The organism is Brachybacterium sp., from assembly GCF_036379615.1.
GTDB lineage: Bacteria > Actinomycetota > Actinomycetes > Actinomycetales > Dermabacteraceae > Brachybacterium.
Map to the genome: position 1 here is coordinate 29,828 of NZ_DASVGJ010000075.1, position 20,260 is coordinate 50,087.

Consider the following 20,260-nt stretch of genomic DNA (forward strand, 5'->3'; position numbering starts at 1 on the left):
GCCATGGATGACCATGCCCCGCAGCGGGATCCTGAGGCCCCGGCCGTCGAGCTGATCGCCGTCCGGGCGGACAATCCCGGACCGATGACCCTCAGCGGCACCAACAGCTACGTGCTGCGCGATGAGGACCAGGTGTGGATCATCGATCCCGGCCCACGGGATCCCGAGCATCTCGCCGAGCTCCTGCTGCGCTGCGGGCCGGACAGCCGGCCGCTGGGGGTGCTGGTCACCCACCGCCATCTCGACCACGCCGCCGGAGCCGCCACGCTGGCGCGGCAGCTGTCCGCACGCAGCGGGCGAGAGGTGCCGCTGTGGGCGGCGGACCAGAGCGCCGTCCCCGGGTCCCGCCCGCTGCCGTCCTCGCTCGAGGGCGACCACGGGACCGTCGGCCACGTCATCCATCTGCCCGGCCACACCTCCGACTCGGTCGGGGTGCTGGTCGACGGTGGGCGCCTGCTCAGCGGAGACACCCTGCTGGGTGGATCCTCCACAGTGATCGTGCCCGAGGACGGCGGGTCGCTCGGCGACTACCTGCAGTCGCTCGCGATCCTGCGGGCGATGGCGGCCGACGGGCGGATCGGCTCGATCCATCCCGGACACGGTCCGGTCCACGAGTCGCCCCTGGAATCGCTCGAGGCGATCGAGCAGGCCATCGCCCACCGTCGCGAGCGGATCGAAGAGGTGCGCCGGGCGCGCACCGCGGGGGTGCTGACCATGGACCGCCTGCTGCGCGCCGTCTACGGCACCGAGCTGCCGCCCGAGCTCGCGGACGCCGCCCGCAAGAACCTCCGTGCCACCCTCGACCACCTCGCCGAGGAGCGCTGAGCGCCGCACCTCGCAAGGGTCCCCGCGCCGAGCATCTGCGGAGGAGCGCGCTCTCGGGACGACCGGGCTGCGGTGACCCGTCTGCCCTGTCTGCCCTGTCTGCCCTGTCTGCGCGCGAGAGCGCGGCCGTCGTGCGATTCCGGCACGAGACGACGAGACCACCGATCCCGCCCGCTGGTGGGCGCGATCGGTGGTCTCGGTGTGCGTGTCGCGATGCCCCGCGACGGTGCCGCGCCGGAGGCGGCTGACCGCAGGCAGAGTCGGCCGGTCGCTGTCAGGGCCGGCTGGCCGCCGTCAGCGGGCGCGGCGGCGCAGGCGCTCGACGTCGGAGATCAGCACCGCGCGGGCCTCGAGCCGGATCCAGCCGCGCGAGGCGAAGTCCGCCAGCGCCTTGTTGACCGTCTCGCGGGAGGCGCCGACCAGCTGGGCGAGCTCCTCCTGGGTGAGGCCGTGGGCGACCATCACGCCGTCGTCGGTCTGCCGGCCGAAGCGCTGGGCGAGGTCGAGGACGTTCTTCGCCACACGCCCGGGGACGTCGGCGAAGACCAGGTCCGCGAGGGACTCGTTGGTCTTGCGCAGGCGGCGCGCGAGCGAGGCGAGCAGGTGGCGGCCCACCTCGGGACGCTGGGCGAGGACCCGGTAGAGGTCCTGCTGCGAGAGCGAGTAGAGGGTCGATTCTGCGACCACGGTCGCCGTCGCGTTGCGCGGGGCGGGATCGAACAGGGACAGCTCGCCGAGGGTCTCCCCGGGGCCGAGCACCGCCAGCAGGTTCTCGCGGCCGTCGCCCGAGGCGTGACCGACCTTCACCTTGCCGGAGCCGATGATGAAGAGCCGGTCGCCCGGGTCCCCCTCTCGGAAGATGATGGCGCTGCGGTGGTAGTCCTCCTGCTTCATCGACGCCAGCACGGCCTGCTTGCCGTCCTCGTCGAGCGCAGCGAACAGCGGTGATGACCGTACGATGTTCTCGTCCACGGAACCTCCTGAGTGTGGGGCCCCGACTGTCGGGACCGTGCTGTGCTACTCGATGTGTCGTATGCCACGAACTGCGGTGGCCACGGTCACATGATGGTTGAACACTACCGTGCCGACGCCGCTCGGTCCCGTCACGCGCCGCAGGAGGATCAGTCCAGATGTCGAGGTCGCCCTCGCGGGCCGTCACCGGAACCGGTCCCGCCGGCCGGGCCGATGCCGGGATCGTCGCCGCTCGACTGGCGGGGGTCCATCCCGGGGCGCGCACCGAGCTCGATCACCGCGACGCCTTTGAACTCCTGGTCGCGACGGTGCTGTCGGCCCAGACCACCGATGTCCGCGTCAACCAGGTGACCCCCGAGCTGTTCGAGCGCTGGCCGACGCCCGCGGAGCTCGCCGCGGCGGGCGAGGCCGAGGTCACCGGCGTCGTGCGCCCCTTGGGGATGGGGGCGACCCGGGCGCGTCGGATCATCGCCCTGTCCCGGGGACTGCTCGAGGATCATGGCGGCGAGGTGCCGGATGACCAGTCCGCCCTCGAGGCGCTGCCGGGGGTGGGGCGCAAGACCGCTCACGTGGTCCGCGGCGCCTGGTTCGGGCACTCGCTGCTCGCGGTCGACACGCACGTGGGGAGACTCTCCCGCCGGCTGGGCTGGACCGTGCAGCAGGACCCGCGCACGGTCGAGGAGGACGTGGTCGCGCGACTGGCGGCGGACGGCACCGGCGGCGAGGCCGAGGAGCTGACCATGCTGGGACTGCGGCTGATCCTCCACGGCCGGCGCATCTGCACGGCACGGGCCCCTCGCTGCGGGGACTGCGCACTGGAGGACGTGTGCCCGAAGGAGGGGGTGGCATGACCTCTCAGGATCCCTCCCTGCCCGACCCTGCTCTGCCCGACTCTGTCCTGCCCGCCGCCGCGCAGTTCCTCGCCCCGCTCGCCGGGAGGGCGCGTCGAGGGGACGTGCTGGTGCGCCGCGACCTCGATCCGCGGGATCCGCGCCAGGGCGAGGGGACGGTGCGCCACAGCGCGGTCCTGATCCACCTGGCAGGCACCTCCCTGGAGGACGCGCAGCTGGTGCTCGAGGAGCGCGGCCAGACGATGCGCTCCCAGCCGGGCCAGTTCTCCCTCCCCGGAGGAGGTCGTGACCCGGGGGATCGCGATGACGTGCACACCGCACTGCGGGAAGCCCAGGAGGAGACCGGGCTGGATCCCGCCGAGGTCCGCGTGCTCGGTGCGTTCGCCCCGATCCCCATGCCCTGGCGCGTCCAGGTGGTCACTCCGGTGCTGAGCTGGTCGCCGTCGGTGCCTGCGCTGGGGGTGCAGGATCCGGGGGAGGTGGAGCGCCTGGTATGGGCGACCCTGACCGGCCCCGGCTCGCTCACCGACCCGGCGCACCACCGTCGCGGACTGCTCCGCGGCTTCGGCGTCGGCCCCGTCTTCGATCTCCCGGGCGAGGCGTTCGTGTGGGGCTTCACCGCGATGATCCTAGAACAGGTCCTCACCGGGCTGGGGCTGGACCCGGTCTCGCCCGATGCGCCGGCGCGGGAGATCCCGCCCGAGCGCCGACGGTGACCGACCCTGGCGGACCTGGGCGGGCCCAGACGGACCCGGACCGACGTTCCCGGGCCGGCAGTGACCGGCACGGGCGGATGGTGTGTAGCGGTGGCCGTGGTCACGCCGGAAGATTCCCCTCGCCATGCGGCGGTTCGGGCACGATAGACTCGAGTGTTGCCGGACGGTCTCCGGCAGCGCCACGGGGCGCACGCGGAGCGACCGGCATGCGATGTCGGCATCGAGGCTCCGCCGACGCCCCGGGGAACCAGTACTCGCAGACCGATGAGCAGCAGACAAGGAATGGGATCCACGTGCCACGCGGCAAGGTGAAGTTCTACGACGCCGAGAAGGGCTTCGGCTTCATCCTCGATGACGAGGACGGACAGAGCGTCTACGTGCACGCCTCGAACCTGCCCGAGGGAGTCGACTCCCTCCGGCCGGGCGTTCGCGTGGACTTCGACATGGTCGACGGTCGACGGGGCCCTCAGGTGCTCTCGCTGCAGCTGCTGGAGCCCGCGCCGTCGGTCAGCCGCGCCCGGCGCCAGAAGCCCGACGAGATGGCGGGGATGGTCGAGGACCTGATCCGTCTGCTCGACGACGCCTCCAACGGCCTGCGCCAGGGGCGTTACCCCGATCGCGGCCACTCGCAGAAGATCGCCACCGTCCTCCGCGCCGTCGCCGACAACTTCGAGGCCTGAACCCATGACGTCACCGACCACCGCCCCTCGCCGCGCCCGCACCGCGCGTCCCAAGCTGGACGTGATCGCCGCGGAGGCCGTCGAGCTCGCCCGTGAGGCGCTGCTCGAGGTCACCGAGGCCGGGCAGGTCGGCGAGCACCTGCGCGCCGAGGCCAGCGGGGAGCGGCTGGTCACCCACGTCTTCGAATGCACCATGCCCGGGTACCGCGGCTGGTCCTGGGTGGTCGTGCTCACCCGCGCCTCCCGCGCCAAGGCCGCGACCGTTGCCGAGACCGCGCTGCTGCCCGGGGACGACGCGATCCTCGCCCCGGACTGGGAGCCCTGGTCCGAGCGGCTGAAGCCCGAGGACATCGGCGCCGATGACCTGCTGCCCTACCGCGACCAGGACGACCGTCTCGAGCAGGGCTACGAGGCCACCGGCGACGAGGACGCTGATCGCGTCGCGCTGTGGGAGCTCGGCCTGGGACGGGAACGGGTGCTGTCCCCGGAGGGTCGCGGCGAGGCCGCCGAGCGCTGGCTCGAGGGCGAGTTCGGCCCCCGCCAGACCTCCGGTCGGGGGCGTCGCGGCACGGTCGCGGCGAACTGCACGAGCTGCGGCTTCTTCACCCAGCTCTCGGGCTCTCTGCGCCACGAGTTCGGGGTGTGCACCAATGAGTGGTCCCCGGCCGACGGCCGCGTGGTCCACCTGAACTTCGGCTGCGGCGCGCACTCCGAGACCGGCCAGGAGGAGGGCGACCGCGAGATCCCCCGCAGCAGCGGAGTGATCGTCGACGAGCTCGACGTCGAGGTCGAGAAGGTCGACCCGGCCCCCTCCTCGGCGGAGGAGCCCGCTGCCTCGGCACCGTCCGCACCGACCGATGAGGCCGCTGCCGCACAGACCGAAGAGCCTGCAGGCGCGTCTGCCCAGGAGCCTGCTGCCGCGCCGACCGAAGAGCCTGCTGGCGCGTCGGCCGAAGAGTCCTCCCAGGGCACCCCGGCCCCGGCGGCGGAGGTCCCGGAGGCCGACTCCCCGGAGGACGAGATCCCGACGGCTCCCCAGGCCTGACAGCTGCGACCGCACCCTGAGCGCCCTGCTTCCACTGCTGGAGGCAGGGCGCTCAGCGCAGGGAGACGGCGATCCGCGCCAGCAGCGCCTCGATCGCGAGCAGCGGCGGCACATTCCCGCTGATGCGCTCCCGCGCCGTCTGCACCGCCTCGAGCAGTCCCAGTGTCACCCTTCCGGAGCCGCGCCGCGCTGCCTGCTCGATCTCGGGGGTGACCTCGAGGTTCACCAGCTCCGTGTCGGCAGCGAGCTGCCGGCTGAGCACATCGCGCAGCACCGAGTGCACATCCAGCAGATACCGATCCAGCACATCGCGCACCAGCCGCGTCTGCCGGCGCTTGGCATCCTCCTCGAGCTGACGCAGCTGGGACCGCAGGGACGGCGGCACCTTGCCGTCCTCGATCCCGGCCGAGCGCAGGAACCGCTCCTTCTCCTCGGCCGCGACGACGTCCGCATGCTCCTTCGCCTCGGCCGTCGCACGATCCACCAGGGCCTGGGCGGCGAGCACCGCCTGCCCGGCACCATGCAGGGACAGCAGGGCGCGGGCCGACTCCTCGCGAGCGGCAAGGGCGCCGTCCTGCGTGGCGTAGCGCAGCGCTAGGCCGATGTGCCCCTGGGCGGCGCGGGCCGCCCGCACGGAGAGCTGCTCGTCGATCCCGTCCCGGCGGCGCAGCAGATCCGCGACCACGGCCGAGGAGGGCACCGACAGCGTCACCAGGCGGCAGCGGGAACGGATGGTGGGGGCGAGGTCCTCCGCGGAGGGCGCGCACAGCATCCATACGGTCGCCGGCGGCGGCTCCTCGATGGACTTCAGCAGCACGTTGAAGGTGCCGGCGCTCATGCGATCCGCGTCCTCCACGATCAGCACCCGGTGGTGACCGGTGGCGGGGGAGCGCTGCGCGGTCATCACCAGCGCGCGCACCTCCTCCTTCGCGATGGAGAGCTTGTCCGTCGCGACGACGGTGACATCGGGATGCGTCCCCGCGAGGGTGGTCCGGCAGGCGCGGCACTGTCCGCAGCCCGTGCCCTGCTCGCACTGCAGCGTCGCGGCGAAGGCCCGGGCCGCGGTGGAGCGGCCGGAGCCGGGAGGGCCGGTGATCAGCCAGGCCTGGGCGAGGGATCCCTCCGGAGAGGCGGCGCGACGGAACTGCTCGACGGCCGCGTCCTGTCCCACCACATCTGCCCAGACGCCGCCCGCGTCCTGTCCGGAGGCTCCGGGCCCGCTGGCTCCGGCCCCGTCGGCTCCGGGTCCGGCGGGACCATCTGCCCCGACCAGCGTCGGCCCCGAGGCTCCGGGCGATGTCACAGCTCGTCCCGGTGACGGGCGGGCGGCGCCGGCTCGAAGGTGGGGTCGAACAGGCTCAGCACCTCGCCGACAGCCGCCAGCACCTGGGCGTGGACCTCCTCGCGGGGCAGGGTCCCGTCGATCACCGCATAGCGTTCCGGCTCCGCCGCGGCGAGGTCGAGGAACTCCTCGCGCACCGCCTCGTGGAACTCGAGCCCGGCGGTCTCCAGCCGGTCGTGGCCTGCGGGATCGCGCCGTACGTCCAGGGTGTGGGTGGGTACGTCGAGCAGGATCGTGCGGTGAGGGAGCAGACCGTCGACCGCCCACAGGGAGAGCGAGCCGATCTCGTCGGGCTCGAGGGCGCGACCCGCGCCCTGATAGGCGATCGAGGAGTCGAGATAGCGGTCGGTGAGCACCAGGCCGCCGCGCGCCAGATGGGGCCGCACCATCGTGGCGATGTGATGGGCGCGGTCGGCGGCGTACAGCAGGGCCTCGGCGCGGGGATCGACGTGATCGCCGTTCAGCAGCAGCTCGCGGATGCTCGCACCGAGCTCGGAGCCGCCCGGCTCCCGGGTGGTGAAGATGAGGTCCTCGGCGACGGAGCGCTCGGAGACGAGATGGTTCCGCAGCATCTGCATCTGCGTGGTCTTGCCGGCGGCCTCGCCGCCTTCGAAGGAGATGAACACTCCCCGCTTGGGCGGATGCGGTGCGGGGATGCGCAGGCCGCGGGACATGTCCAGGAGGCTCACGGGTGCGCCTCCGCGGGGTAGACCACGCCGAGCTCGGCGCGTACGGCATCCATCGCGTCCATGACGCTGAGGGTATCCGCCCAGCTCATCAGGGGCGATTCGAGAGCCCCGGCGGAGATCCGACGAGAGGCCTCGGCGATCTCGTACGCCATCCCGTCACCGTGCTCGCCGGGATGGGAGAAGGTCGCGGAGCGGCCGTCGTGGAGGGACACCGTGAGGGTCCCTGGGGCGAAGAAGGCCCCGGACAGCCGCGCAGAACCGGCGGAGCCGCTGACCACGGCCTCGGTCGGGGTCCGGGCGAGCAGGGTCGAGGAGAGGCGGGCACGGCCTCCCTCGGCCCCGGCCGCGAGCATGCCGAAGTAGGCATCGACGGCGGTGTCCGTCAGGTCCCCGCGCACGGCGAGGTCGGAGAGGTCGCCCAGCACCATCTGCGCGAAGGAGATCGGGTACACCCCGAGGTCCAGCAGGGCGCCGCCGCCGAGATCGGGGTTGTACATGCGGTGGGCGGGATCGGGGGAGAAGGTCTGGCCGTGGTCCGCCGCGACCTCGATGATCTCGCCGAGCACACCGGAGGCGATCACCTGGCGCAGCACGTCGTACTGGGGGAGGAAGCGCGCCCACATCGCCTCCATCGCGAACACCCCGCGCTCGCCCGCCAGGTCCAGCAGATCGCGGGCCTGGCCCGCGTTGAGCGTGAAGGCCTTCTCGACGAGCACCGGGACGCCGGCCTCGAGGACGGGACGGGTCAGCTCATGATGCTGGGCGTGCGGGGAGGCGATGTAGACGGCGTCGAGCCCGCCCGCGGCGAGCATCTCCTGGACCGAGTCGAAGGCGCTGTCGATGCCATGCTTCGCGGCGAAGTCCTCGGCCCGCTGCCGGGAGCGGGAGACGACGGAGACCACCCGGGAGGCCGTCGCCCGGTGCGCCGTCGCGGTGAACTGGTCGCCGATGTGCCCCGGGGAGATCACGCCCCAGCGCAGACCGGGCGCGGCGGCCGGGTCGGGGACGGTGGAGCCGGGGAGGGCCAGGGTGGGCGCTGCGTCGCTGCCTCGGGATGCGTCGGACTCGCTCATGGGCCCAATCTACCCAGCGTCCCCGACACCGAGGCGGTGTCGGGGACGCTGTGGAGGACTCTCAGCCCTCGGCTGAATCGGGCCCTACCGAGAGGTCGGGGCCGTGGCCGTGAACAGGACAGCATCCCGTCGGCGGAGATTCACCTGCGACATCCGGCCGACGGACCGGCTCATCCCTTCACCGAGCCCGCCGTCATGCCGCGCACCAGGAAGCGCTGCAGGCCGAAGAACACGATCATCGGGATCACCATCGAGATGAAGGCGCCCGCGGTGAGGAGCTCGGCGCCCTGACCCTGGGTGCCCAGCATCTGCTGCAGGTTCACGATGATGGTCTTGTTCTCGCCGCCGCCCAGGAACAGCTTGGCGATGAGCAGGTCGTTCCACACCCACAGGAACTGCAGGGTGGCGAAGGCGGCGATCGCGGGGGAGGACATCGGAGCGACCAGGCGCCAGAACGTCTGGAAGTGCGAGGCTCCGTCGATCTTCGCGCTCTCCACGACCGAGCCCGGCAGGGTGGCCATGTAGTTGCGCAGGATGTACACCGCCAGCGGCATGCCGAAGCCGGTGTGCAGCATCCACACCGCCACGAACTGCCCGTTGATGCCGAGCCCTCGCGGGCCGAGCATGTCCAGCATCGGCTGGAAGGCGACCTGGATCGGGACCACCATCAGCGCGACGATGACGATGAACAGCACGTCCTTGCCGGGGAACTGGATGAACGTGAACGCATACGCGGCGAAGGCCGCGAACATGATCGGCAGCACCGTCGCCGGCACCGCCACCACGACCGAGTTGACCAGCGAGCTGGTCGTCGAGGAGTTCGAGAGCACGGCCGTGTAGTTGTCCAGCGTCCACCCGCCCTCCCACAGCGAGGTCCACCAGCCGGTGGAGGCCGCGGCCTCGCGGGTGCGCAGGCTCGTCACCAGCAGACCGATCGTGGGGATCGTCCACAGCAGCGCCAGCAGCGGCATCGCGATCATGGCCAGGGGGGAGCGCTTGCGCCCGTCCTTCATGGTGCCGTTCATCGGTTCGCCTCCTGCTGCCTGAAGCTCTTGACCTGGTAGATCAGGATCGGGATCACCAGGATCAGGAGCACGACCACGATGGCCGAGGCCTGCCCGGCCTGCTGATCGGTGAACAGCTTGCGGAAGAAGAGGTTCGCGATCACGTCGGAGTCGTACAGACCGTTGGTGGTGACGTAGATCAGATCGAACACCTTCAGCACCAGGATCAGCACCGTGATCAGCACGGCGAGGAGGGTGGGCCGCACCTGCGGGAAGATGATCTGCCAGAAGATGCGCATCTCACCGGCGCCGTCCATCCGCCCCGCCTCGACGGTGTCCTCGGGGACGCCCTTGATCGCGGAGCTGATCAGCACCATCGCGAAGCCCGTCTGCATCCAGATCAGGATCACCATCAGCGCGATCGAGTTCAGCCGACCTGTCTCGATCTGGTACCACGGCTGCGGATCCCCGCCGAGGGTGGTGACGATGGCGTTCAGGAGCCCGGTCTGGGCGTCGCCGGGGGAGTTGTAGGCGTAGACCAGGATCCAGATCGTCGCCGCTCCCACGAAGCTGATCGCCATCGGCAGGAAGATCATCGACTTCGCGGCGTTCTCCCCGGCCGGGGAGAGCTTGTCCGCGAGCACCGCGACGGCCAGGCCGAAGGCGACCGTGACCACCGGGACGATGAGGATCCACAGGAAGTTGTTCAGCAGCGTGGACCAGAAGTGCCCGCTGGAGAAGATCGCCTCGTAGTTGGCCAGCCCCACCCACGCCGTCGAGTCGTCGTTGGCGAAGGAGTACACGATCGTCTGCACGGTCGGGTACAGCAGGAACAGGGCGATCAGGCTGAACCCCGGGAGCAGGAACGCGTAGGGGATGAGCCCGGCCGCGAACCGGGTGGGGAAGCCCTCGATGCAGATGTTCAGGAAGTAGAAGAACACCACCGAACCGCCGATGCCGACGATCAGCCCCAGCAGCCCGATGAGGATCCCGGAGTTCGCGAACCAGTCCGGGTAGTAGGCGAAGGCGAGGAAGGCGTTGCAGACGACCCAGGCGGTCACCGCCATCCCGATGATGCCCACGAGCACGCGCACCGGGCGTGCGCCGCCGCGTCCCCGGTCCTCGGCCTCCGTCGGTCCCTCCGACCCCGTGCGGGTCGCGGTCGCGGTGGTCATTCCGGCCACCCGTTCTCGATCTCGTCGCAGACCTCCTGGGAGGTCTTCGCGCCCTGCAGCCACTCGACCATGCCCTTCCAGAAGGAGCCCGAGCCGACGGCCGTCGGCATCAGGTCCGAGGCGTCGTAGCGGAAGACCGCCGCTCCGGAGGCGATCTCGGCGACCTGCCGCGTGATCTCGTCGGAGTACTGCGAGAGGTCGAAGGTGCGGTGCGGGCTCAGCCAGCCGCCGGCCTGTGCCCACTCGGCCCCGAAGGCGTCCGAGGCCATGAACTCCATGACCTTCACGGTGTCGTCGTTGAGGGTGAACAGGGCGGCCAGATCGCCGCCGCCCAGGATCGGCTGGCCGTCGAAGCCGTCCTCCCAGGTGGGCATCGCGTAGACGCCGACCTCCTCGTCCATGTTCGCCATGACGTCCTCGGGGAAGAAGCCGGTGACGAAGTTGCCCTGGCGCACGAGCATCGCCTTCGGCGGATCCTCGAACAGGGGCAGCGGCGCCTCGGAGAAGGGGGTGTTGATGATGGCGTCGGTGCCGCCGAGCACATTGCCCTCGGTCTTCAGCAGATCGCCGACCAGATCGAAGACCTGCACGACCTCCTCGGAGTTGAAGGGGAGGCGGTGCTTGACCCAGTCGTCGTAGACCACCGGGCCGTGGACGCGGAGCATGAACTCCTCGATCCAGTCCGTGCCCACCCAGCCCGTCGCCTGGTCGGCGCCCCAGCCGTCGGACCACGGCGCGATGCCGTCGGCCCTGATCTGCTCGGTGATCTCATAGAGCTCCTGCATGGTGGCGGGCTTGTCGCCGTAGCCGCCCTCCTCGTAGGCCTTCTTCGGGAACCACAGCAGCGACTTGCACGCCATGCGCATCGGGGCGCCGTAGACGCGGCCCTGCAGCCGGGCAGAGTCGAGGAAGCCCGGGATCAGGGTCGAGTTCAGCTGGTCGTAGTCGAGGAACACGTCGATCGGGGTGATCATCCCCTTCGCGGCCAGATCGAACATGCCGCCGGGCTGGGGGAACAGGGCGATATCGGGGGCGTCGCCCGCTCCCGCGCGCTGCTGGATGGTGTTGGTGAAGTCGGTGTCCGGGGTGTAGGCGATGGTGATGCCGGAGTCGGACTGGAACTTCTCGAGCGAGGCGAGGAACGCCTCCTCCTCCTGGCCGCCGAAGGCGCCGAGGATGCTCACCGTGCCCGAGCCGGGGGTGTCTCCCGGGGTGTACCGCTCGACCGGACCGCTGCCACCGCCACCGGCAGGGTCGGGATTCTGGAGGCATCCGGTCATCCCGAGGGCGGCGGTGGCCGCGGCTCCGGACATGACCGCACGCCGACTGGGACGTCGAGCCATGATCACTCCTTTGTGAGTCGACAAGGTACTTCAGATCACACTCTAGGCCTGTACGGGTCTGTGACCTGCCTGGGAGGCCGACACGCGCAGGTCGATGCCGTCCCGTGACCGGATAAGCGCTTCCCTGCCCAGATTCCGCCTGATCCGACTGTCCGCAGGGTGCTGTTCGTCGTCCTTCGTGCGCAGCGCCGTGCTCCCCGGATGCACGGAGGGCACGGACCTGGTGGTCCGTGCCCTCCGTCGTGCCGGGTCCCTCAGGACCTCCCCGCGGTCACTTCCCCGCGGTCACTTCTCCGCGGTGCTGCTCTTGGCCGTCGTGCTCTTGGCCGTGCTGCTCTTGGCCGTCGTGCTCTTGGCGGGAGTCTTCTTCTTCGCGGGGGCGCGCTTGGCGGCCGGCTTCTTGGCAGGGCCCTTGGCGCGCTTCTCCGCGAGCTTCTCGATCGCGACCTTCTCGGTGATCTCCTCGACCTTCTCCGTCGCGCGCAGCGAGACATTGGTGGTGCCGTCGGTGATGTACGGCCCGAAGCGGCCGTCCTTGATGACGATCGGCTTCTCGCTGGTGGGATCGGTGCCGAGCTCCTTGAGCGGGGGCTTGGCGGCGGCGCGGCCACGGGTCTTGGGCTGGGCGTAGATCTTCTCGGCCTCCTCCAGGGTGATCGAGAAGATCTGCTCCTCCGTCTCCAGGGAGCGGGAGTCGGTGCCCTTCTTCATGTACGGCCCGTACCGGCCGTTCTGCGCGGTGATCTCGACGCCCTCGGCGTCGGTGCCCACCACGCGCGGCAGGCTCAGCAGCTTCAGCGCATCCTCGAGGGAGACGCTCGAGAGGTCCATCGACTTCAGCAGCGAGCCCGTGCGGGGCTTGGGCTGCTTGGACTTGGGGACCTTCTTGCCGCCGGTCTCCTCGGGGTCGGGCAGGATCTCGGTGACATAGGGGCCGTAGCGGCCGTCCTTGGCGACGATCTCGTGGCCGGACTCCGGATCGGTGCCGAGCACACGGCCGTCGTCCTTGGCGCGCTCGAGCATCTCCTTCGCGGTCTCGACGGTGAGCTCGTCGGGGGCGACCTCGTCGGAGACGTTCGCGCGGCGCGGATCAGCGCCCTCGACCACCTCGCCGCTCTCGTCACGCACCAGCTGCTCGACGTAGGCGCCGTACCGACCCACCCGCAGCGTGATGCCCTCGCCGATCTCGATGCTGTTGATCGCGCGGGCGTCGATCTCGCCGAGGTCGTCGACCATGGGCTTGAGACCGATGGGGCCGTCGGTGCCGTCGGAGAGGTAGAAGTTCTTCAGGTACTCCGAGCGCGCGAGGTCGCCCTGGGCCATGCGGTCCAGCTGCTGCTCCATCTGCGCGGTGAAGTCGTAGTCGATGAAGGGCCCGAAGTGCTCCTCCAGCAGGCGCACCACCGCGAAGGCGGTCCAGCTGGGCACGAGCGCGGTGCCGCGGCGCAGCACGTAGCCGCGATCCTGCACGGTCGCGACGGTGGAGGCGTAGGTGGAGGGTCGGCCGATGCCGCGGTCCTCGAGCGCCCGCACCAGCGAGGCCTCCGTGTAGCGCGGCGGCGGGGTGGTCGTGTGGCCGTCGGGGCTGAGCTCACGGGTGACCAGCGTCTGACCCTCCTCCATCTGCGGGAGGCGCTTGTCGGAGCCCTTGTCGCCCTCGTCGTCCTTGTACCGGGAGGCGTCGCGGCCCTCCTCGTACGCGGCGAGGAAGCCGCGGAAGGTGATCACGGTGCCGGCGGCGCGGAAGGTCGCCGCGCGCCCGGCGGCCTCCAGCAGCAGCTCGACGGTGGAGGTGGTGCCCTTGGCGTCCGCCATCTGCGAGGCGATGGTGCGCTTCCAGATCAGCTCGTAGAGGCGGAACTCATCGCCCGCGAGCTGACCGGCCACCTCGGCAGGGGTGCGGAAGTGATCGCCGGCAGGACGGATCGCCTCATGCGCCTCCTGCGCGGCCTGGGACTTGTTCTGGTAATAGCGAGGCTTGTCCGGCACGTACTGGGAGCCGTAGAGCTCGGCGGCCTGGGCGCGAGAAGCGCGGATCGCCTCACCGGAGAGCGTCACCGAGTCCGTACGCATGTACGTGATGTAGCCGTTCTCGTACAGCGACTGCGCCACCCGCATCGCCTGGCGGGCGCCGAGGCGCAGCTTGCGCGAGGCCTCCTGCTGCAGGGAGGAGGTGGTGAACGGGGCGGCGGGCCGGCGCGTGTACGGCTTGGACTCGAGCGATGTCACCGTCGCCGGGGCGTCGCCGAGCACCTCGACCAGGGTCTGTGCGGACTCGCCGGTGAGGACCGTCGCGCTCTGCGAGCGCGGCTTCAGGGTGCCGTCGTCGGCGAAGTCGGAGCCGGTCGCGACCCGTGCCCCGTCGACGGTGGCGATCTTGGCGGTGAACTGCGTGTCCTCGGAGCCGCCGGCGAAGGTGCCGGTGATGTCCCAGTAGTCGGAGGCGACGAAGGCCATCCGCTCGCGCTCCCGCTCGACCACCAGACGGGTCGCGACGGACTGCACGCGACCGGCCGACAGGGACGGCTTGATCTTGCGCCACAGCACCGGCGAGAGCTCGAAGCCCACCAGGCGGTCCAGGATGCGGCGGGTCTCCTGCGCATCGACGAGGCTCGCGTCGATGTCGCGGGTGTTCTCCAGCGCCGCGTGGATCGCGTCCTTGGTGATCTCGTGGAACACCATGCGCTTGACCGGTAGGGACTTCTTGGGCTTGAGGGTCTCCAGCAGATGCCAGGCGATGGCCTCGCCCTCGCGGTCCTCATCGGTGGCGAGGTAGAGGGTGTCGGCGTCCTTGAGGGCCTTCTTCAGCTCCGCGACGGTCTTCTTCTTGTCGGGGCTGACGATGTAATAGGGGTCGAAGCCGTTCTCGACGTCGACGCCGAACTTCCCGTACGGGCCCTTCTTCATCTCGGCAGGCAGGTCACGAGGCACCGGGATGTCACGGATGTGCCCCACCGAGGCCTTGACGTCGTACTCGTCGCCGAGATACCGGCCGATGGTCCGCGCCTTCGCCGGGGACTCGACGATCACCAGATGTCGTCCGCCAGTCACGTTGCTGTGTCCTTCCTCGCCGCGTCACGTCGCGGCCCGTCCGCCGTGGCCGAATGCCGTGGTCCGGGATGCACCGGACGCATCCTCTGCGCTCGGCAAATGCTCACGGTACACGCTCCGCAGGGCGCGTCCTGTGTGACGTCGGCGTGCGCAGCAGCAGCGTCAGCGACATCCAGGCGGCGGTGCCGCCGGCGATCAGCGCCGCCGTCGCCGCGAAGGCGGGCAGCTGCTGGACGGGGTCGTGGAGGTCCAGCGGGAGCTCGAGGGAGAACAGCCCGAACGCCCCGTAGGCGAGGCCGGCGAGCCCGGTGAGGCCGAGCAGGAGCGCCGTCGCCGTCTCGACGCCGGAGGGGCGGGGCGGATCCAGGTGCGCCGGATCGGAGGCGCCGTCACCCGGGACGCGTCGGCGACGCCCGCGCTCGGGCCGGGCGGAGGCCCGGCGGCGGCGACGCCTGGTCCCCAGGCCGTCCAGGGCGAGGATCAGGAACGTCCAGGCGGCGACGACGGCGATCGCGCCGATCACATCGCTTGGGCGGTGCCAGCCCACCACCAGGGTGCCGATGCCGGCGGCAGTGGTCCACAGCGCGCCCAGCGGGGCCAGCACCAGCCGGGCCCGCCCGGCGGCCAGGACCAGCGCGATCATCGCGGTGGCGGCGAGAGTGGTGTGACCTGAGGGGAAGGAGTTGGGGGTGATGTCGATCCCGGGCCCCAGCGCCTCGCGCGTGATCACCAGGTGCTTGACCACCTGGGTGGTGAGGTTCGCGCCCAGCACCAGGGTGCCGAGGGGGAGCAGCAGGCCGGGGCGGCGCCGCAGCAGCACCAGCACGGTGGCGAGGACGAGCAGGGCCGCGACCACCGGGACGCTGACGGTCTCCACCGCGATCTCGGCCCAGCGGGACAGGGATCCATCATGCGCCTCGGCACCGGAGAGGATCAGCTGGTCCAACCGCTGCCCGCTCGCGGTCCCGACGAAGAAGCGGGCCAGGCCCACGACCGCGACCGCACACACCGCGGCGGCGAGCAGGGAGAGCAGCGGGCGCCCGAGCGCACCGGCCGGGGCGGTCGGGCGGTCGGGTGCCGGGGTGGGGGGCTGGGAGGGGGACTGAGCAGGGCTCGGTGCGGTCACAGGGTCACCATCCCGTCGAGGATCAGCTCCCGCACGGCCGGCAGCACTCGCGCCCGGGCCTCGTCCTCGTCCGCGTCGGTGAGGGCGCAGACGGCGCCGAGCACCTGGCCGAGGGTGAGGGTGCCGTCCAGCGCTCCGACGGTCGCCGCGAGCAGCTGGCCGGCCCGCACCACCCGGGCGAGGCCGGCGCCCTGGACCAGCTCGATGAGCATCGGATCCCACTGACCGGGCATGAGGTGGCGCCGCTCCACGACGTCCTCCGCGCGGAGCGGTCGGGAGGCGGCCAGGGCATCGTCGTCGACGCTCTCGAGCGCATCCAGGGCGTGCAGACCGGCGGCGAGATGGACGGCGAGGGTTCCGCTCCCGGTGCCGGGTGCCTGCTGGGTGCGCAGCACGCCGGGGCGGGAGGTCGGGTGCTCGGGGCGGCGCAGCAGCAGGTAGCCGAAGCCGATCGCCGCCACCTCGCGGAATTCGAGGTCCGTCAGCCAGGCCCCGATCAGGGCGGGCCAGCGCGGGTCACGACTGGTGACCCCGCCGTCGCGCACCCAGGTCTCCGCGTACTGCGCCGGGTCCTCCTGCTCGCGTTCCAGCACCCAGGCGTCCACCCCGTCGGCGGTCGTGGTGCCCAGCCAGACTCGGGGATGGGCGTCCCACCGGTCCGGGTCGCTGATCTCCCAGTTCCCGAGCAGGGCCGCGCTGCCGCCGGGGGCGAGGTGCGCGGGCAGGGCGCGCAGCAGCTCCGCGAGCAGGGTGTCCCCGGCGCGGCCGCCGTCGCGATAGGTCCAGGAGGTCTCCTCCCGGGCCGCGGCACGGGGAGTGATCACGAAGGGCGGGTTGGAGACGATGAGGTCGAAGGTCTCCCCGTCCACCGGGTCCAGCAGGGAGCCCTGGCGCAGATCCAGGTCCGCGCCGTTCAGGGCGGCGTTGAAGGCGGCGAATCCGAGGGCCCGCGCGGAGAGGTCGGTCGCGACCACGTGCTCGGCGTGGCGGGAGGCGTGCAGCGCCTGGATCCCGCCGCCGCAGCCGAGGTCGAGCACCCGGCCCACCTTCTCGCGCGGTGTGATCCTCGCCAGGGTGAGGGAGGCGCCGCCGACCCCGAGCACGTGCTCGGGGCCCAGGGGGCGGCCCGTGGCGAGCTCCGAGAGATCCGAGGCGATCCACCAGTCGATCTGCCCGGCGTCGTCGCTCGCCGAGTACGGGGCGAGGTCCACCAGTGCACGCAGCGGTTCCTCGGGAGCTGCGGGCTCCGCGGGGTCGGAGGGGTCGGCGGGGTCCGCGGGGTCCGCGGTCTCTTCCGCGTCGGCGGGGCCGACGAGACCGAGACGTCGGGCGCCCTCCGCGCCGAGGGTCGGGAGCGCTTCGCGCACCTGCTCTCCCGGCACGTCGTCACCGAGCGTGAACAGGCGCAGCAGCACGGCCGCGGGCTCCTGACGATGCTCCAGGCGACGCAGTGCGGGAACCGGGTTCTCCCGGCGCAGGGCCGCCGTGGCGACCGGGCCCAGCAGTGCCTCCACCGTCGAGGTGAGATAGGAGGCGGTGCTCAGATCGGCGCGCAGGGCAGCGATCTCCGCAGGCAGGACGCGAGGGGCGGGCGTCGGAGGGTCGGTGCGCATGGCTACGATTGTGCAACAGCCACCTGGAGCCGCACGGGACGCCCTGTGTGAGATCTGCGCAGGCCCTGTGGCGATGTGCGGCGACCGGACGCGCGGGAACCAGCCGCGCGAGGAGGAGATGCGCAGGAGCACGGCGCGCACGGACGATGTGCGGGAACGATCTGCGCAGGACCGATGTGCGCAGGACCGATGTGTGCAGGCGTGATGCGAGGGAAGGAGGAGCGGATGCGGGCAGGCAGGGCGAGCGAGCTCCTCGCCGATCTCAGCGAGCCGCTGACCCGCCGCACCTGTCTCACCCACATCGAGCGGCGGCCCGCCCGCCCCGGTCGTCGCGGTGCCTTCCCCGAGTGGACCGATCCGCGCCTGATCCATCATCTCGCCGAGCGCGGCATCACCTCCCCGTGGACGCATCAGCAGCAGGCCGCGCAGCTCGCCCACGACGGCCAGGATGTGGTGCTCTCGACCGCCACCGCCTCCGGCAAGTCCCTCGCCTACCTGTTGCCGGTGCTCACCGCGATCGGGGCACGGGAGCTGGATCCCGAGGCGCGGCGGGCCACCGCTCTGTACCTCTCACCCACCAAGGCGCTCGCCGCGGACCAGCTGACCAACATCACCGCGATGGCCGACGGGGCCGGGATCCGCGATGCCCGGGTGGCCCTCTACGACGGGGACACCCCTGCCGAGCAGCGGCGCTGGGTGCGCCGCCACGGCACCGTGGTGCTCACCAATCCCGACATGCTCCACTTCGGGATCCTTCCCGGCCATGAGCAGTGGGCGCACTTCTTCCGGGCCCTGCGCTACGTGGTGATCGACGAGTGCCACAGCTATCGCGGCGTGTTCGGCAGCCATGTGTCGATGGTGCTGCGCAGGCTGCGCCGGATCGCCGCGCACTATCGGGCCGAGCCGACCTTCGTCCTCGCCTCCGCGACCACCGCGAACCCCGAGCTGTCCGCCTCGCGCCTGGTGGGACGGGACGTCGAGGCGGTGACCGAGGACGGCTCGCCCAGGGCCGGACTGACCATCGGGCTGTGGGAGCCGGGGACGCGCACCCGGGTCGACGGCCGCGGTGACCCGGCGCTCTGGTCGCGCAGCGGAACGGGCGCGAGCGTCGGAGCGGGGTCGAGCGCGGGCTCCGTGCCGGGGTCTGGTGCGGGCTCCGTGACCGAGGGCGGGCTGGTCGAGGAAGGGCCCGCTGAGGGCGAGGAGAGCTCCTCCGCAGGACGGGCTGAGGATCCCTTGCGCCGTTCCGCGACCAGCGAGGCCGCCACGATCCTCGCCGACCTCGTCGAGCGGGACGTGCAGACCCTCGTCTTCGCCCGCTCCCGGCGCGGTGCGGAGCTGGTCTCCAGCGGCGCCCGTCGACTGCTGGAGCAGAAGGCTGAGCACGGTGCCTCCGCCGAGCTCGCCTCCCGGGCAGGACGTATCGCGGCCTACCGCGGCGGCTACCTGGCGCGGGAGCGGCGCGAGCTCGAGGACGCCCTGCGCTCGGGAGAGCTGCGCGCTCTCGCCTCGACCAATGCGCTGGAGCTGGGGATCGACATCGCGGGGCTCGACGCGGTGGTGGTGGCCGGGTGGCCCGGCACCCGCGCCTCGCTGTGGCAGCAGTTCGGCCGCGCCGGCCGCCGGCAGGATGATGACGGCGGGGCGCTCGCGCTGTTCGTGGCGCGCGAGGACCCGCTGGACACCTACGTGGTCCACCATCCTGAGACGATCTTCGGGGCCGAGGTCGAGGCGGCGGTGTTCGACCCGGCGAACCCGTACGTCATGACCCCGCATCTGTGCGCCGCCGCCTCCGAGCTCGCGATCCGGGACGGGGAGGAGGAGATCTTCGGCCCCACCGCCCGGGACCTGCTGAGGACCCTCGCCGCCCGCGGGGTGCTGCGCTCCCGGGCCACCGGCTGGTACTGGACGATGTCCGAATCCGCCCACCAGCTCACCGACCTGCGCGGCAGCGGCGGGGAGCCGGTGCGGATCGTCGAGCAGGCCAGCGGTGTGCTGCTGGGAACGGTCGACGCCGCGAGCGCCCACACCCAGGTGCACGACGGCGCGGTCTATCTCCACCAGCGCACCAGCTATGTGGTCAACCATCTCGACGTGGACCAGGCGGTCGCGTTCGTCCGCCGTGAGGACCCGCTGCACAGCACCCACCCGCAGAGCGCCTCCACCCTGCGGATCCGGCAGATCGACCGGGAGGTGGCGTGGTCCAGCGGGGTGCGGCTGTGCTTCGGGACGGTGGACGTCACCGATCAGGTCACCGGGTATCAGGTGCGGGACGTGTTCACCCAGGCCGTGCTCGCCCAGCACCCGCTGGACCTGCCGCCGCGCACCCTGACCACCAAGGCGGTGTGGTGGGTGATCCCTCGGGAGACCACCGACGGCGCGGAGATCCCCGGCGAGGAGCTGCCCGGCGCCCTGCACGCCGCCGAGCATGCCGCGATCTCGATGCTGCCGCTGCTGGCGACCTGCGATCGCTGGGACATCGGCGGGCTCTCCGCCGCCCAGCACGAGGACACCGGGGAGCCGACGATCTTCGTCTACGACGGAGCGCCGGGCGGCGCCGGCTTCGCCGAACGCGGGGCCGACGACGCCGCCGCCTGGGTGCGGGCCACCGCCGACATGATCGGGGAGTGCGGCTGCGAGGGGGGCTGCCCCGCCTGCGTGGTCTCTCCGAAGTGCGGCAACGGCAACGAGCCGCTGTCGAAGGCGCAGGCGGTGCGGCTGCTGGAGCTGCTGCGGGAGTGAGCCTGCCGGTGTG

General features: G+C 71.5%; 16 protein-coding genes. 6 read left to right on the forward strand and 10 right to left on the reverse strand.

Annotated features, from left to right (window positions below; all coding sequences use genetic code 11):
* The first annotated feature begins 3 nt into the window (after positions 1 to 3).
* Positions 4 to 825: an MBL fold metallo-hydrolase gene (locus VF289_RS18235; RefSeq protein WP_330885678.1), complete on the forward strand. Its 822-nt coding sequence runs from the start codon at positions 4 to 6 to the stop codon at positions 823 to 825.
* Positions 826 to 1,119: 294 nt separating this feature from the next.
* Here the strand turns inward: VF289_RS18235 and VF289_RS18240 are convergent, their stop codons facing one another.
* A complete protein-coding gene (locus VF289_RS18240; RefSeq protein ID WP_076808401.1) occupies positions 1,120 to 1,797 on the reverse strand; it encodes a Crp/Fnr family transcriptional regulator in 678 nt (225 codons plus the stop codon).
* A gap of 158 nt (positions 1,798 to 1,955) precedes the next feature.
* On the opposite strand from VF289_RS18240, the gene VF289_RS18245 reads away from it, so the two are divergent.
* The 4 genes from VF289_RS18245 to VF289_RS18260 all read left to right on the forward strand — a co-directional run bounded on the left by VF289_RS18245 (position 1,956) and on the right by VF289_RS18260 (position 5,089).
* On the forward strand, positions 1,956 to 2,648 hold the full coding sequence (locus VF289_RS18245) for an endonuclease III (RefSeq protein ID WP_330885692.1): 693 nt from the start codon (positions 1,956 to 1,958) through the stop codon (positions 2,646 to 2,648).
* Positions 2,645 to 3,364 carry a CoA pyrophosphatase gene (locus VF289_RS18250; RefSeq protein WP_330885694.1) on the forward strand — a complete coding sequence of 240 codons (720 nt, stop codon included), beginning with the start codon at positions 2,645 to 2,647 and terminating at the stop codon, positions 3,362 to 3,364. Before VF289_RS18245 ends, VF289_RS18250 begins: the two co-directional genes overlap by 4 nt.
* 293 nt (positions 3,365 to 3,657) lie before the next feature.
* Positions 3,658 to 4,044, forward strand: coding sequence for a cold shock domain-containing protein (locus tag VF289_RS18255; RefSeq protein ID WP_330885696.1), 387 nt, complete (start codon positions 3,658 to 3,660; stop codon positions 4,042 to 4,044).
* Between the two features lie 4 nt (positions 4,045 to 4,048).
* Positions 4,049 to 5,089 (forward strand): DUF3027 domain-containing protein, encoded by a 1,041-nt coding sequence (locus tag VF289_RS18260; RefSeq protein WP_330885698.1) that lies wholly within the window; start codon positions 4,049 to 4,051, stop codon positions 5,087 to 5,089.
* Between the two features lie 52 nt (positions 5,090 to 5,141).
* Here VF289_RS18260 and VF289_RS18265 read toward each other — a convergent pair whose 3' ends face one another.
* From VF289_RS18265 to VF289_RS18305, 9 genes are all read right to left on the reverse strand, one after another.
* On the reverse strand, positions 5,142 to 6,362 hold the full coding sequence (locus VF289_RS18265; protein WP_414644526.1) for a DNA polymerase III subunit delta': 1,221 nt from the start codon (positions 6,360 to 6,362) through the stop codon (positions 5,142 to 5,144).
* A 26-nt stretch (positions 6,363 to 6,388) separates the two neighbouring features.
* Positions 6,389 to 7,105 (reverse strand): dTMP kinase, encoded by a 717-nt coding sequence (tmk, locus tag VF289_RS18270; RefSeq protein WP_414644527.1) that lies wholly within the window; start codon positions 7,103 to 7,105, stop codon positions 6,389 to 6,391.
* Between the two features lie 11 nt (positions 7,106 to 7,116).
* Positions 7,117 to 8,193: a Gfo/Idh/MocA family oxidoreductase gene (locus tag VF289_RS18275; RefSeq protein WP_330885702.1), complete on the reverse strand. Its 1,077-nt coding sequence runs from the start codon at positions 8,191 to 8,193 to the stop codon at positions 7,117 to 7,119.
* Between the two features lie 170 nt (positions 8,194 to 8,363).
* Complete coding sequence (locus VF289_RS18280; protein WP_330885704.1) at positions 8,364 to 9,218, reverse strand: carbohydrate ABC transporter permease; 855 nt, start codon at positions 9,216 to 9,218, stop codon at positions 8,364 to 8,366.
* Positions 9,215 to 10,372 carry a sugar ABC transporter permease gene (locus VF289_RS18285; RefSeq protein ID WP_330885706.1) on the reverse strand — a complete coding sequence of 386 codons (1,158 nt, stop codon included), beginning with the start codon at positions 10,370 to 10,372 and terminating at the stop codon, positions 9,215 to 9,217. Before VF289_RS18285 ends, VF289_RS18280 begins: the two co-directional genes overlap by 4 nt.
* Positions 10,369 to 11,715 carry an ABC transporter substrate-binding protein gene (locus VF289_RS18290; RefSeq protein WP_330885708.1) on the reverse strand — a complete coding sequence of 449 codons (1,347 nt, stop codon included), beginning with the start codon at positions 11,713 to 11,715 and terminating at the stop codon, positions 10,369 to 10,371. The genes VF289_RS18285 and VF289_RS18290 overlap by 4 nt, the downstream gene beginning before the upstream one ends.
* A gap of 285 nt (positions 11,716 to 12,000) precedes the next feature.
* Positions 12,001 to 14,766, reverse strand: a complete 2,766-nt coding sequence (gene topA, locus VF289_RS18295) for a type I DNA topoisomerase (protein WP_330885710.1) — start codon at positions 14,764 to 14,766, stop codon at positions 12,001 to 12,003.
* Positions 14,767 to 14,869: 103 nt separating this feature from the next.
* Positions 14,870 to 15,892 (reverse strand): phosphatase PAP2 family protein, encoded by a 1,023-nt coding sequence (locus tag VF289_RS18300; protein ID WP_330885712.1) that lies wholly within the window; start codon positions 15,890 to 15,892, stop codon positions 14,870 to 14,872.
* Positions 15,889 to 17,505 carry a DUF7059 domain-containing protein gene (locus tag VF289_RS18305; RefSeq protein WP_330885713.1) on the reverse strand — a complete coding sequence of 539 codons (1,617 nt, stop codon included), beginning with the start codon at positions 17,503 to 17,505 and terminating at the stop codon, positions 15,889 to 15,891. Before VF289_RS18305 ends, VF289_RS18300 begins: the two co-directional genes overlap by 4 nt.
* Positions 17,506 to 17,730: 225 nt before the next feature.
* Here VF289_RS18305 and VF289_RS18310 point away from each other — a divergent pair, with 225 nt between their 5' ends.
* Complete coding sequence (locus tag VF289_RS18310) at positions 17,731 to 20,247, forward strand: DEAD/DEAH box helicase (RefSeq protein ID WP_330885715.1); 2,517 nt, start codon at positions 17,731 to 17,733, stop codon at positions 20,245 to 20,247.
* The last annotated feature ends 13 nt before the right edge of the window (positions 20,248 to 20,260 follow it).

What these genes read in the sequence shown, in the direction of transcription:
- VF289_RS18235 (WP_330885678.1), top strand. Translation starts at nt 4, where the DNA reads ATGGATGACCATGCCCCGCAGCGGGATCCTGAGGCCCCGGCCGTCGAG.
- VF289_RS18245 (WP_330885692.1), top strand. Translation starts at nt 1,956, where the DNA reads ATGTCGAGGTCGCCCTCGCGGGCCGTCACCGGAACCGGTCCCGCCGGC.
- VF289_RS18250 (WP_330885694.1), top strand. Translation starts at nt 2,645, where the DNA reads ATGACCTCTCAGGATCCCTCCCTGCCCGACCCTGCTCTGCCCGACTCT.
- VF289_RS18260 (WP_330885698.1), top strand. Translation starts at nt 4,049, where the DNA reads ATGACGTCACCGACCACCGCCCCTCGCCGCGCCCGCACCGCGCGTCCC.
- tmk (WP_414644527.1), bottom strand. Translation starts at nt 7,105, where the DNA reads ATGTCCCGCGGCCTGCGCATCCCCGCACCGCATCCGCCCAAGCGGGGA.
- VF289_RS18275 (WP_330885702.1), bottom strand. Translation starts at nt 8,193, where the DNA reads ATGAGCGAGTCCGACGCATCCCGAGGCAGCGACGCAGCGCCCACCCTG.
- VF289_RS18280 (WP_330885704.1), bottom strand. Translation starts at nt 9,218, where the DNA reads ATGAACGGCACCATGAAGGACGGGCGCAAGCGCTCCCCCCTGGCCATG.
- VF289_RS18285 (WP_330885706.1), bottom strand. Translation starts at nt 10,372, where the DNA reads ATGACCACCGCGACCGCGACCCGCACGGGGTCGGAGGGACCGACGGAG.
- VF289_RS18290 (WP_330885708.1), bottom strand. Translation starts at nt 11,715, where the DNA reads ATGGCTCGACGTCCCAGTCGGCGTGCGGTCATGTCCGGAGCCGCGGCC.
- VF289_RS18305 (WP_330885713.1), bottom strand. Translation starts at nt 17,505, where the DNA reads ATGCGCACCGACCCTCCGACGCCCGCCCCTCGCGTCCTGCCTGCGGAG.
- VF289_RS18310 (WP_330885715.1), top strand. Translation starts at nt 17,731, where the DNA reads ATGCGGGCAGGCAGGGCGAGCGAGCTCCTCGCCGATCTCAGCGAGCCG.